The organism is Kitasatospora sp. NPDC057738 (assembly GCF_042798815.1).
GTDB classification, from domain to species: domain Bacteria; phylum Actinomycetota; class Actinomycetes; order Streptomycetales; family Streptomycetaceae; genus Kitasatospora; species Kitasatospora lactacystinica.
Window position 1 is genome coordinate 104,969 of the sequence record NZ_JBHVJT010000022.1, and the last position, 12,091, is coordinate 117,059.

Sequence of the window (12,091 nt, forward strand, 5' to 3'; positions counted from 1 at the left end):
AGCCAGGAAGGGGGAGGGAGGAAAAAAAAAAAAAACAACAGGGAAGAAAAAAAAAAAAAAGAAAGGACGCGGGGGGGGACAACAAACAACCCCCACCGCCGTCGCGGGCGTCCGGTCCCGTCGGGAGGGGTGTCGGTCGGCGGGCCGTCCTCTGCGGGGCCGTTCGCCGGGGGAGTGCCGGTCGGGGGGTGCGCGGTGTCGTCCTCGGCCATGGCAGCGATCCCTACCCGCCGGGCCCGCGCCGGGGGTTAGCCGAGGCGCAGTGTCACCCGTTCGGACTCCGTCCGCTTCTCCCACTGCCCGGCGTCCAGCGCCTGCGAATTGCGGCACAGCACCACCGAGGCACCGGCCGCCAGCGGCGCCAGCAGACCGGCCTCCAGACCGGCCCAGTCGTCGTACGCGAGGGTGGACAGGACGCGGTCACCGGGCTTCAGGCCGAGCCGCGCCGCGCCCTCCCGGGCCAGCGCCACGGTCTGCTCGCCCGTCAGCTTCAGCGGCAGCCCGTCCACCGCGGTCTCCAGCGCCTGCCCGTCCGGGGCGACGGGGGAGTACGGCGCGAAGCGGTCGCCCTGGCCGGGCACCTCGGCGGCGTAGTCCAGGAACCCTTCCGGACGCTGCGGGAAGCGGCCCCCGAGCGGGCGCAGGGCGAGCGCGACCCGCTCGCCCTCGCAGGCCTGGGCGGCCTCCAGCCCGTCCGGGCCGCTGACCACCAGGTCGGCGGCGGCCGGGTCGCCGCCCGGGACCGCCGCCACCCCGACCGACCAGCAGGCCAGCAGCCAGACGGCGCTCTGCCAGTGGGCGGGCAGCAGCAGCGCCGCCCGGTCACCGGGGCCGGCGTTCAGCTCGTCCTGGAGGAGGTTGGCGGTCTTGGCGACCCAGTTGTCGAAGGTGCGGGCGGAGAGCTCCACCCGTTCGCCGGTGGCGTCGTCGTAGAAGGTGACCAGCGGGGCCGCGGGATCGACCGAAGGGGTGCCGCCGCGCAGGAATGCGTGCAGCAGCTCGACGGGGGTGCGGGCATCGGCAGCGAAAGGCGCAGTCATGGTGCGCCCCAGCCTACGGCCTTCGGGTGGGAGGCCGGGAGGGGCGGCCGAACGGGCGCGGAGCGACGTGGCGGGCGGTCCGGTTTGCGGCGACGATCCGGTTTATGCGCCTCTCACTCCCGGCCGCCCTGCTCGCCGGATGCACCGCCGCCCTCCTGCTCCAACCCGCCGCCGCCGCGACCCCCTCGCCGACGCCGCAGCGCCGCGAGTTCGCCGGCGGCGGCTCGACCACCACCCTCCCGCTGCCCGCCGGGACCGGCCTCGCCGCGCGCGGCACCCGACCGTTCGAACTCCTCGGCCTGGGCTGGGACGGCCCGGCGGACGCCCTCGCCGGGGCGGTGGTCCGGGTCCGCACCCGGGACGCGGCCACCGGCCGCTGGAGTGCCTGGCACCGCCTGGAGGCCGGTCCCGAGGACGGCCCCGACCACCCGGCGCACGGCGCCACCGCCCCGCTCTGGACCGGCCGCAGCGACGGCGTCGCGGTCGAGGTCCGGCCCGGGCCCGCCGGAGTCCCGGCCGGGCTGCGGCTCGACCTGGTCGACCCGGGGAACGGGGCCGCCCCGGCGGGCCTACGGACCCTGCCCGCGGAGCCGCCGACCGGGCCGTCGACGGACCCGCCGACGGCCTCGCCGACGGACCCGCCTGTGAATCCGCCGACGGACCCGCCGACCGGGTCGCCGACGGACCCGCCCGTGAACCCGCCGACGGCCTCGCCGACAGACCCGCCCGTGAACCCGCCGACGGACCCGCCCGCCAACCCGCCGACGGCCTCTCCGCCGGACCCGACAACCGGGCCTCCCGTGAATCCGCCGACAGATCCGCCGACCGGGTCGCCGACGGACCCGCCCGCGAACCCGCCGACGGGGCCCTCCACCGAGCCGGGGCCGTCCACCGAGCCGGGGCCCAAGGGCCAGGCTCCGCGCCCGACGATCGTCACCCGGGCCGGCTGGGGGGCCGACGAGTCACTGCGCGAGCGGGACTTCGTGTACACCGGCCCGGTCCGCGAGGTCTTCGTCCACCACACCGACACCGCCACGGACTACGCCTGCGCCGACGCTCCCCGGGTGATCCGGGCGATCTACCAGTACCACGTGAAGACCAACGGCTGGCGGGACATCGGCTACAACTTCCTGGTCGACCGCTGCGGCACCGTCTACGAGGGCCGGGCGGGCGGCGTCGAGCGGTCCGTCCAGGGCGCCCACACGCTCGGCTTCAACGCCGACTCCTCCGGCGTCGCCGCGCTCGGCACCTACGTCGACGGCCGGCCGCCCCAGCCGCTCGTCGACGGCCTCGCCGCGCTCGCCGCCTGGAAGCTCGGCCTCGAAGCCCAACCCGCCGACGGCCGTACCAAGCTCACCTCCTCCTCGGGCGCCAGCCGCTTCCCCAGGGGCAGCGTCGTCGAGTTCGACGCCGTCTCCGGACACCGCGACGCCGTCGCCACCGAGTGCCCGGGCAACGCCCTCTACGCCCTGCTCCCCGCCCTGCGCACCGCGGCCGCCCTCCTCCAGACCCGCTGACCCCTCCCCACCCCGCCCCTTCCCGTGTCCCGACCGGGCACGGGAAAGGGCCGGGGAGGCGATGTCGTCCGGCGGACCCCCGTCGCCCCGCTCGCCGCCCCGCGGGTCTGTCCGACCCCGCGCGTATCGTTCATGTCCGGAGGCGACGCGGGAGGCGAGAGCGGTGGAAGCGGTACGGCGCTGGCGCCCGGGCTTCCCGCTGGACGTGGCCCGCACCCTGCTCCCGCTGCGCCGGGGCCCCGCGGATCCGGCGTACCGCAGCACCGGTGACGGCGCCGTCTGGCGCGCCTCCCGCACCCCGGCCGGCATCGGCACCCTGCGGGTGCTGCCGCGTCCGGCCGCCGGCGAGGTCGAGGCGAGCGCCTGGGGCCCGGGCGCGGACTGGCTCCTCGACCGCCTCCCCACCCTGCTGGGTGCCGACGACGCCCCGGAGGCGCTGGTCCTGCCGCCCGGCCCGTTGCGGGACGCCCAGCGCCGTACCGCCGGGGTCCGGCTGGCCAGGACCGGTCTGGTGCTGGAGTCGCTGGTTCCGGCGATCCTGGAGCAGAAGGTCACCACCGACGAGGCCTACCGCGCCTGGCGCACCCTGCTGCGGGACTTCGGCACCCCGGCGCCGGGCCCGGCCGAGGGCATGCGGGTGGCACCGTCGGCCCGCGAGTGGGCGCTGGTGCCGAGCTGGGAGTGGCACCGGGCGGGCGTGGACCCGAAGCGCTCGGCGACGATCATGCGCGCGGTCCGGCTGGCGCCGCGGCTGGAGGAGGCCTCGGCGATGGGCCACGAAGAGGCCTTCGCCCGCCTCACCGCCGTCCCGGGCATCGGGGTCTGGACGGCCGCCGAGACCCTGCAGCGCAGCAACGGCGATCCGGACGCGGTCTCGGTCGGGGACTTCCACCTGCCCGATCTGGTCGGCTGGGCCCTGGCCGGCCGCCCCCGCAGCGACGACGCCCAGATGCTGGCGCTGCTGGAGCCCTACCGTCCCCAGCGCCACCGCGTCTGCCGCCTCCTGCTGGCCACCGGCGTCCACGCCCCCCGCTACGGCCCGCGCCTGACCCCCAACGACCACCGCCGCCGCTGAGTGCGGCGGCCCGGCCGTCCGGGCGCGCGGCCGCTACCGCACCGCGATGAAGGCGTCGGCGCCGCGTTCCGGGCGGGCCTTCGGCGGCTCGGCGGGGCGGCCGACGGCGACGGCGCCCATCGGGTCCCAGTCGTCCGGGAGGTCCAGCGCCTCGCGCACGGTGTCGCGGCAGAACATGGTGGACGAGACCCAGGCGGAGCCGTAGCCCTCGCCGGTGAGCGCGACCAGCAGGTTCTGCACGGCGGCGCCGACGGCGACGGTGAACATCTCCCGTTCGGCGGTGGCCCGGCGCGGGTCGGGGTAGTCGTGCGAGCCGTCCGTCACCAGGCAGGGCACCACCAGGTAGGGGGCGTCGCGCAGGACGTTGCCGCGGGCGGTGCGCCGGGCGATCCTCGCCTCGTCCCAGCCGTCGAGTTCGCGCAGGTCGCGCTGCCAGGCGGCGAGCATCGCGTCGAGCAGCCGCACCCGGGTGTCCGCCGATTCCAGCAGCACGAACCGCCACGGCGTGGTGTGGTGCGGGGCGGGCGCGGTGACGGCGGCGGCGACGGCGCGGCGGACGGCGGCCGGGTCGACCGGTTCCGCGGTGAAGGAGCGGACGGTGCGCCGCAGGGTGACGGCCTGCCGCAGCGCCTCGGAGGTGCCGAGCCGGAACATGTCGTCGACGGAGGGCCGGACCAGCGGCCGGACGCCCTCGCCGTCCTCGGCGGTGACGAGGTGCTCGAGCCCGCGCACGACCGCCACCGGGATGCCGGAGGCCTTGCCCTTCACCAGGTCGGCGGCGGCGGCGAGTTCGTCGGCGGTCGCGGTGACGGTCATCTCCAGCTGGTTGCCGTGGCTGTCGGTGCGGCCCCGGTGGTCCTCCAGGACGGAGAGGCCCGCGGCGCCGATCGCGACGTCGGTCAGCCCGTTGCGCCACGGCCGTCCGAAGGTGTCGGTGACGACGACGGCGAGCCGGCGGCCGGTGAGCTGCTGGAGCCGGGCCCGCAGCGCCCGCGCGGAGGCGTCCGGGTCCTCGGGCAGCAGCAGGACGGTGCCGGGGGCGGTGTTGGAGGCGTCGACCCCGGCGGCGGCCATGACGAAGCCGTTGCGGTTCTCCACGATCCGGATCGGTCCGCGCCGGGCGACCAGCCGGACGGTCTCGGCGTCGATCGCGTCCTCGCGGTCGGTGGCGTGCAGCAGCCGGTCCTCGGCCTTGCTGACGATCTTCGAGGTGACCAGCAGGATGTCGCCGTCCTGGTACGTCCCCGCCTTGGCGATGAGCTCGCCCAGGTCCGCCCCCGCCTCGATCTCGGGGATGCCGTCGACTCCGAGGACCTCCAGCGTCACTTCCGCACCTGCTCCGCCAGCGCCAGCGCGGTGCGCGCCATCTCGGCGGTGGCCTCGATGTCGGTCATCAGCAGCGGGACGGCCCGGCAGGCGATCCCGGCGGCCTCGACGGCGGCCACCGAGGCCTCGTCGGCGCTGTCGACCAGCCACCCGTCGAGAAGGCCCGCCCCTCGCCCGTCGCCGCTCTCGCCCGGGCCGCTTCGCAGCGCCGCCCTGCTGCCGTAGTTCAGCGCGACCGCCTCCGCGGTGGCCTCGACGCCGACGGCGGCGAGCACCTTGTCGGCCATGCCGCGCACCGGCGCCCCGCCGATGATCGGGGAGAGCCCGACGACCGGCGCGGGTGCGGCGGCGACCGCCTCCCGGATGCCGGGGACGGCGAGGATGGTGCCGATCGAGACCACCGGGTTGGACGGCGGGAAGAGGATGACGTCCGCCCCGGCGATCGCCTCCAGCACGCCGGGCGCGGGCTTGGCGGTGTCCGCGCCGACCGCGACGACCGCCTCGGCGTCCACCGCGGCGTGCAGCTTGACCCAGTACTCCTGGAAGTGGATCGCCCGGGTGCCCTGCTCGTCGGTGATCCGCACGTGGGTCTCGACCCGGTCGTCGCTCATCGGCAGCAGTCGCACGCCCGGCTTCCAGCGCACGCACAGCGCCTCGGTGACCTGGGTGAGGCTGTACCCGGCGGTGAGCATCTGGCTGCGCACGAGGTGGGTGGCGAAGTCCCGGTCGCCGAGCCCGAACCACTCGGGGCCGACGCCGTACGCCTTCATCTCGGCCTTGATGGACCAGGTCTCGTCGGTCCGGCCCCAGCCCTGTTCCTCGTGGATGCCGCCGCCGAGGGTGTACATCACGGTGTCCAGGTCGGGGCAGACCTTGAGGCCGTAGAGGTGGATGTCGTCGCCGGTGTTGCCGATGACGGTGATCTCGTCCTGCGGTCCGACCGCCGCGCGGAGTCCGCGCAGGAAGCGCGCCCCGCCGATTCCGCCTGCCAGTGCCACGATGCGCATGGGACTCATCCTGCCACGGTCGGACCCTCCGTCAGCCCGTGATCAGTGCGACCCGGCCTGTGCCTGCTGCTCGGGGTGCTGCTCGGGGACGGCGGCGGCGCCGTACTGGTTCATCTCGGTCAGGCCCGGGGTGTAGAGGTGGATGGAGACGGCGGGTTCGAGCGCGCCGTTGACGACCTCGTGCAGGTAGCCGGAGGAGAACACACGCTGGCCGCCGGGCCGCAGGGCGCGGGCGCCCTCGCCCGCGTGTGTGAGGGAGCGCTCGATCAGCTCGCCCTTGACGACGCTCATCACGCCGGAGGACTCGCCGTGGTCGTGGAAGCCGCTGGACTGGCCGGGCAGCCAGCTGAGCAGCCAGACCTCGTAGCCGGGGCCGGTCTCCAGCCGGGCGTACCAGCGGGTCAGCGCGTCGTAGCGGACGAGCGGCTCCCAGCGGGTGCGGTCGGCGGCGATCTCGCGCACCAGCCGGGCGTACCCGGCGACGGTGGTGGGGTGGGCCGGCAGGTCGGTGCGGGCCAGGTGCGGGAAGGCGAGCGGGTCGCCGGCGATGGAGACGTCGCTGAGGCCGTCGGCCCACTGGCGGGTCCGGGGGCCGGCGGGGGTGCCGGCGGGGGCGGTGGCGGGGCCGCGGTGGGCGAGCTTGTTGCGGTCGCGGTTCCGCTTGCGGATGCGGATCATGCGCACGGGAGTCGTCCTCGGAGGAGTCGGCCGGTTCGTGGGATCGGCCGGATCCGGATGTCCTGGGACGGGAATCGCGGGCGGCCTCTGTGCTTCCTGGGGGCGGCGCGCGGTGGGACGCGGGCGCCTAGATACAGCAGGAACAGAGGCGACAACAAGAGTTCACGGCACGGCGGAGGGTGGAACCGCTCCGGGGGCTGGCGAACTCTGACATAGAAGCAAGGACACCGCATCCGCGGGGGCGGTGTCAAACCAAAGGATGCGGCATTCGAGTGGGTTAGGTCCGGATCTTTCCCTGATGGGGTGATTCATCACTCTCTATGTTTCGATGGGAAGATCGCCGGGAAGGCAGCCCGATGACCGGCCTGTGGCGGTGACCGGGCGTCACCTGCCGAATGGTTGCGGATGGTTCGGCACTGTTCAGGACCTTGAGGCAGAAGGTCCGATGTGTCCTTATATGTACACTATTCGTAACGGCTTGGTGCCAGGGAGTGAATCCCGGCCCCAATACCAGAGCTCGGCTTGACTGGGCCAGAGTGACGCAACTGTAATTTCACTCGTGTCGTCGGCCGCACGAGGCAACGGCAACCACGGGGACGCCAAGTAGGGGCAGAGGAGGCGCGCCACATGAGCGAGCTCTTTGAGCTGTTGATCGGGGACGGCATCGCGGAGGACGAGGAGGAACTCGGCTGGCAGGAGCGCGCGTTGTGCGCCCAGACCGACCCCGAGTCCTTCTTCCCCGAGAAGGGCGGCTCGACCCGCGAGGCCAAGAAGGTCTGCCTCGCCTGCGAGGTCCGCTCCGAGTGCCTGGAGTACGCGCTCGCCAATGACGAGCGCTTCGGCATCTGGGGCGGCCTCTCCGAGCGCGAGCGCCGCCGGCTCAAGAAGAGCGCGGTCTGACGGGCGGCCCCGACCCTCGCTGACCCTTCGACAGCGACGGACAGCCGCACAGCCGTACGGGCGCCTCACCGCGGTGGTGGGGCGCTTTCGTGTTCCCGGGGCCCCCTTCACGGTCTCCGCACGCACACCCCGGACGAAGCGGCCACCCGGAGCCGTTAGTGTGGTGCGCCATCCGGTTGCCGTTCACCGGCTGTGTCCACCGAGAACTGGGGCCCGCGCACGCGATGACCGTCTACAGCCACCAGAGCGGCTCCACCGCTTCCCGGCCGCCCGCCTACCCGCGCCACCTGGTCACCGCCGTGATCGTCTCGCACGACGGCGCCCGCTGGCTGCCGCAGGCCATGGCCGGCCTGCTCGGTCAGGACCGCCAGGTCCAGCGGATCCTCGCCGTCGACACCGGATCCACCGACAACTCTCCGCAACTGCTCGCCGACACCCTCGCCGACTGGCTGCCGGACAGCGGCCCGCTGGTCCTCGGCCGCCGGGCCGGCTTCGGCACCGCCGTCGCCGAGGCCGTGTCGAGCAGCGCGCCCCTGCGTCCGGAAGACCTGCCGTACCGGCTCGATCCCTCCGGCTACGACCCGGTCACCGGCGGCTGGGACGACTTCGGCGACCCGCTCGCCCAGGAGGACGACCTCGGCCGCGGCGGCCCCCGCGAGACCCGGCCGGTCGAATGGCTCTGGCTGCTGCACGACGACTGCGAACCGCAGACCGACGCGCTGCGCCGGCTGCTCCAGGTCGCCGACTCCACCCCCAGCGCCGCCGTGGTCGGCCCCAAGCTGCGCAGCTGGTACGACCGCCGCCAGCTGCTGGAGGTCGGCGTCACCATCGCCCACTCCGGCCGCCGCTGGACCGGCCTGGACCGCCGCGAGCAGGACCAGGGCCAGCACGACCAGGTCCGCCCGGTGCTCGCCGTCTCCAGCGCGGGCATGCTGGTGCGCCGGGACGTCTTCGAGGAGCTCGGCGGCTTCGACAGGGCCCTCCCGCTGATGCGGGACGACACCGACTTCTGCTGGCGGGTCAACGCCGCCGGCCACCGCGTGGTGGTCGCCCCCGACGCCGTGCTGCGGCACGCCGAGGCGTCCTCCCGCGAGCGCCGCGCGATCGACTGCGGCCCCTCCCACCCGCACCGGGTGGACAAGGCCGGCGCGGTCTACACCCTGCTCACCAACTGCAAGGGCGCGCTCTTCCCCTACGTCCTGCTGCGGCTGGTGCTCGGCACCCTGCTGCGGGCCGTCACCAACCTGCTCGGCAAGGACCCGCGCCAGGCCTTCGACGAACTCGCCGGCCTCGGCCACGAACTCGTCCGCTTCCCGCGGCTGTTGGCCGCGCGCAAGCGCCGTGCCCGGTCCCGGGCGGCGGACGCCCTGGACGACCGCACGCTCTTCCCGGCCCCCGGCGCCACCACCCGGCTGGCGGTCGAGGGCGTCGTCGGCTCGCTCGGGATAGGGGGCGGCGACGACAGCGGCCGGCACGGCTCGGCCGAGGCCGGCGGCGACGAGGACGCCGAGGACCTGGTCGTCGAGCAGTTCGCGCTGCTCAAGAAGCTCGCCCGGCGCCCGGCGCCGGTGCTGTTCGCGGCCGTGCTGGTGTTCGCCCTGATCGCCTGCCGCGGCCTGTTCGGCAGCGGCGAGCTGTTCGGCGGCGCCCTGCTGCCCGCGGCCGACGGGGCCGGCGGCCTCTGGTCGATGTACGCGGACGCCTGGCACCCGGTCGGCACCGGCTCCACCGCCGCCGCGCCGCCGTACCTCGGCGTGCTGGCCGTGCTCTCCTGGCTGCTCTTCGACCACGCCGACCTCGCGCTCACCCTGATCGTGGTGCTCGCCGTCCCGCTGGCCGCGGTCAGCGCCTACCTGGTGTCCCGGCCGCTGCTGGACTCCAAGGTGGTCCGCGCCTGGGCCAGCGCCACCTACGCGCTGCTGCCCGCCGCGACCGGCGCGCTCGCCCAGGGCCGGATCGGCACCGCCGTGCTCGCCGTGCTGCTGCCGCCGCTGGCCCGCGCCGCCGCCATCGCGGCCGGCCTCGGCATCCGGGACGAGAGCGCCGCCAAGGGCGCCCGCCCGGGCTGGCGCCCGGTCTGGATGGCCGTCCTGCTGCTCACCCTGGCCACCGCCTTCGTCCCGCTGACCTGGGCGCTCGCGGTACCGCTCTGCCTGGCGATGCTGGTCGCCGCGGTGCTGCGCGGCGGCGCCTTCGGCTCCGGCGGCGCGGCGCTGCGCCTGCTCGGCCTGCGCGTCCTGGTGATCCTGGCGGTGCCCGTCGTGGTGCTGGCGCCGTGGTCGCTCGCGGTGCTGTCGCACCCGCAGCGGCTGCTGCTGGAGGCCGGGCTGCCCGGCCTGCACGGCAGCGGCGCGAGCGCGGCCGGCCTGCTGCTGGTCAACCCGGGCGGCGCCGGGGTGCCGCCGATCTGGCTCTCGGCGGGTGTCGTGCTCGCCGCGCTGGCCGCGCTGCTGCGCGCCGACCGCCGCCGCGCGGTGCTCGTCGCCTGGGGTGCGGCCGGTGCCGGCCTGGTCTTCTCGGTCGCGGTGGCGGGCACCTCCGTCACCCCGGCCTCCGGCGGCCCGGCGGTGCCCGCCTGGGCCGGCCCGGCCACCCTGATCGCCGGCATCGCCCTGCTGGCCGCCGCCGCGATCGGCGCCGACGGCGCCAACGCCCGCGTGGCCGGGATCGCCTTCGGCTGGCGCCAGCCGGTGGCCGCCCTGGTGGTGGCCACGGCCGTGCTGGCGCCGCTGGGCACCGGCCTGTGGTGGGCGCTGACCGGCGCCGGCGGCCCGCTGCACCGAGGCCAGGCCGACCAGGTCCCCGCGTTCATCGCCGAGGAGGCCGGCACCACCGACCGGGCCCGCACCCTGGTCGTCACCGGGGAGAAGAGCGGCGGCGCGGTCCGCTACACCGTGCTGCGCGGCGCCGGGCTGACGCTCGGCCAGGCCGAGTCCACCGTCGACCCGGCGACCGGCACCCAGGACGGCCTGAACAAGATGGTCGGCAGCCTGCTGGCCGGCTCCGGTGCCGACCAGGCGAGCGCGCTGGCCGGCTACGGCATCGCCTACGTGCTGGTCCAGCAGCCGGTGATCGACGTCTTCAAGGACGTCCTGGACACCACCCCCGGCCTGGTCAAGGCCAACCAGGACGGTGCCGCCGCGCTCTGGCAGGTCAACGGCACCCCCGCGGTCCGCGCGGTGATCACCGCCCCCGGTGCCAACCCGGTGGTCGTCCCGTCCGGGGCCCGCGACCTGTCCGCCACCGTCCCGGCCGGTCCGGACGGCCGGGTGCTGCGGCTCGCCGAGTCCGCCGCCACGGAGTGGAAGGCCACCGTGGACGGCACCGCGCTGGAGCCCACCACGGTCGACGGCTGGGCGCAGGGCTTCAAGCTCCCGGCCGCCGGCGGGAAGCTGACCGTCACCCGGGAGGGCGGCGCCGCCCACACCGGCTGGATCTGGGCCCAGGTGCTGCTCGGCCTCACCATCCTGGTGCTGGCCCTGCCCGGTCGCCGCAGCCACAAGGACGACGACCTGCCCGAGGAGGCCGTCGCGGCCGCCGCGCTGGCCGCCGCCGCCCAGGCGCAGGCCCCCGCCCCCGGCAGCCGCCGGGCCCGCCGGATGGCCGAGCGCGGCGAGGGCGGCGAGGGCGCGGACGGCGCCGAGGGCGGTGCCGACGAGTCCGGGGTGTACGACCGGCCGGGCGCGATCCCGGCCCAGCCCGCCGGCGAGCCGGTGACCGGAGCCGTCCAGGCGGCCGCCGCCATCCAGGACGCCGAGCAGTACACCGACCCGTACCAGGCGTACCAGCAGGCCGACCCGTACAGCTACGACCAGTACGCGGCCCAGCAGCCGGTCGCCGCGCCGTACGGCGGCCAGGGCTACGACGCCCACGGCTACGAGAACCACGGGTACGACGGCACCCGGCCGCAGGGCTACGAGCAGCCGTACCAGCCCGAACAGCAGCAGCCGTACGGCTACGACGCCCACGGGTACGACGGCCACCAGCAGCAGCCGGAGCAGCAGCCCTGGCTGCCTGGCCAGCAGCAGGGCGAGCCCTACTACGACCCGAACGACCCCAACGGCCCCGGCCGGTACCCGCACCAGCACGGATCGGGGAGCTGACCCGCGATGAAGAAGCCCGCATTCAGGAAGAAGTCCGGCGCCGGCGAGGCCGCCGGGCCGGCCGGGCCCGCCTTCGCGGCGGAGCCTACCGGGGCGGCCCCGGCCGCCCGGCCCGGCCGCAGCCGCAGCCCGTTCGCCGGGGGGGCCGCAGGTGCCGGCGGCGGGGCCAGGACCACCCCGTCCCTGCTCGCCGCGGCCGTGGTGCTCGCGGCGGTGTTCGGGATCGCCGAGGTGCGCCCGCCGGCCGCCCCGGCCAAGGCGGCCACCGGGGCCGCCCCCACCACCGAGCAGGTCGAGCGGACCTCGGTGGTCTGCCCGCAGCCGATCCAGAGCCTGACCGGCTCGACCACGCTCACCGCCTACACCCCGCCCGGGACGGGCTCCGCCACTGGCGGGGCCGGCTGGCTCTCCGACGCGGCCGCGCCGGCCGTGCCCGCCGCCCAGC

Annotated in this window: 8 protein-coding genes and 1 pseudogene; 5 read left to right on the forward strand and 4 right to left on the reverse strand. The window is 75.6% G+C overall.

Annotated features, from left to right (window positions below):
* Positions 1 to 248: 248 nt before the first annotated feature.
* Positions 249 to 1,040, reverse strand: a complete 792-nt coding sequence (locus ACFVGO_RS15030) for a TIGR03089 family protein (protein WP_359910100.1) — start codon at positions 1,038 to 1,040, stop codon at positions 249 to 251.
* Positions 1,041 to 1,144: 104 nt separating this feature from the next.
* Here ACFVGO_RS15030 and ACFVGO_RS15035 point away from each other — a divergent pair, with 104 nt between their 5' ends.
* Both ACFVGO_RS15035 and ACFVGO_RS15040 read left to right on the forward strand, forming a co-directional pair.
* The gene (locus tag ACFVGO_RS15035) at positions 1,145 to 2,557 is read left to right on the forward strand and encodes an N-acetylmuramoyl-L-alanine amidase (RefSeq protein ID WP_380632100.1); all 1,413 of its coding nucleotides are present in this window, start codon (positions 1,145 to 1,147) and stop codon (positions 2,555 to 2,557) included.
* Between the two features lie 61 nt (positions 2,558 to 2,618).
* On the forward strand, positions 2,619 to 3,632 hold the full coding sequence (locus ACFVGO_RS15040; RefSeq protein ID WP_380355358.1) for a DNA-3-methyladenine glycosylase family protein: 1,014 nt from the start codon (positions 2,619 to 2,621) through the stop codon (positions 3,630 to 3,632).
* Positions 3,633 to 3,665: 33 nt separating this feature from the next.
* Here ACFVGO_RS15040 and ACFVGO_RS15045 read toward each other — a convergent pair whose 3' ends face one another.
* Genes ACFVGO_RS15045 through ACFVGO_RS15055 form a run of 3 tightly spaced genes read right to left on the reverse strand, consistent with a single transcriptional unit; the run spans position 3,666 to position 6,649 of the window.
* The gene (locus tag ACFVGO_RS15045) at positions 3,666 to 4,958 is read right to left on the reverse strand and encodes a coenzyme F420-0:L-glutamate ligase (protein ID WP_359910093.1); all 1,293 of its coding nucleotides are present in this window, start codon (positions 4,956 to 4,958) and stop codon (positions 3,666 to 3,668) included.
* Complete coding sequence (gene cofD, locus ACFVGO_RS15050; RefSeq protein ID WP_380632102.1) at positions 4,955 to 5,965, reverse strand: 2-phospho-L-lactate transferase; 1,011 nt, start codon at positions 5,963 to 5,965, stop codon at positions 4,955 to 4,957. The genes ACFVGO_RS15045 and cofD overlap by 4 nt, the downstream gene beginning before the upstream one ends.
* Before the next feature lie 42 nt (positions 5,966 to 6,007).
* A complete protein-coding gene (locus ACFVGO_RS15055) occupies positions 6,008 to 6,649 on the reverse strand; it encodes a cysteine dioxygenase family protein (protein WP_359910087.1) in 642 nt (213 codons plus the stop codon).
* 621 nt (positions 6,650 to 7,270) lie between these two features.
* Between ACFVGO_RS15055 and ACFVGO_RS15060 the strand changes: the two genes are divergently transcribed.
* From ACFVGO_RS15060 to ACFVGO_RS15070, 3 genes and pseudogenes are all read left to right on the forward strand, one after another.
* Complete coding sequence (locus ACFVGO_RS15060) at positions 7,271 to 7,543, forward strand: WhiB family transcriptional regulator (protein ID WP_030062195.1); 273 nt, start codon at positions 7,271 to 7,273, stop codon at positions 7,541 to 7,543.
* 224 nt (positions 7,544 to 7,767) lie between these two features.
* Positions 7,768 to 11,646: a glycosyltransferase family 2 protein gene (locus ACFVGO_RS15065; RefSeq protein WP_359910084.1), complete on the forward strand. Its 3,879-nt coding sequence runs from the start codon at positions 7,768 to 7,770 to the stop codon at positions 11,644 to 11,646.
* A gap of 6 nt (positions 11,647 to 11,652) precedes the next feature.
* Positions 11,653 to 12,091: pseudogene (locus ACFVGO_RS15070) on the forward strand (hypothetical protein); the annotation flags it as partial.

Excerpts from the sequence above, each read along its gene's own strand:
- ACFVGO_RS15060 (WP_030062195.1), top strand. The coding sequence starts at position 7,271 with ATGAGCGAGCTCTTTGAGCTGTTGATCGGGGACGGCATCGCGGAGGAC.
- ACFVGO_RS15035 (WP_380632100.1), top strand. The coding sequence starts at position 1,145 with ATGCGCCTCTCACTCCCGGCCGCCCTGCTCGCCGGATGCACCGCCGCC.
- ACFVGO_RS15030 (WP_359910100.1), bottom strand. The coding sequence starts at position 1,040 with ATGACTGCGCCTTTCGCTGCCGATGCCCGCACCCCCGTCGAGCTGCTG.
- cofD (WP_380632102.1), bottom strand. The coding sequence starts at position 5,965 with ATGCGCATCGTGGCACTGGCAGGCGGAATCGGCGGGGCGCGCTTCCTG.
- ACFVGO_RS15065 (WP_359910084.1), top strand. The coding sequence starts at position 7,768 with ATGACCGTCTACAGCCACCAGAGCGGCTCCACCGCTTCCCGGCCGCCC.
- ACFVGO_RS15040 (WP_380355358.1), top strand. The coding sequence starts at position 2,619 with ATGTCGTCCGGCGGACCCCCGTCGCCCCGCTCGCCGCCCCGCGGGTCT.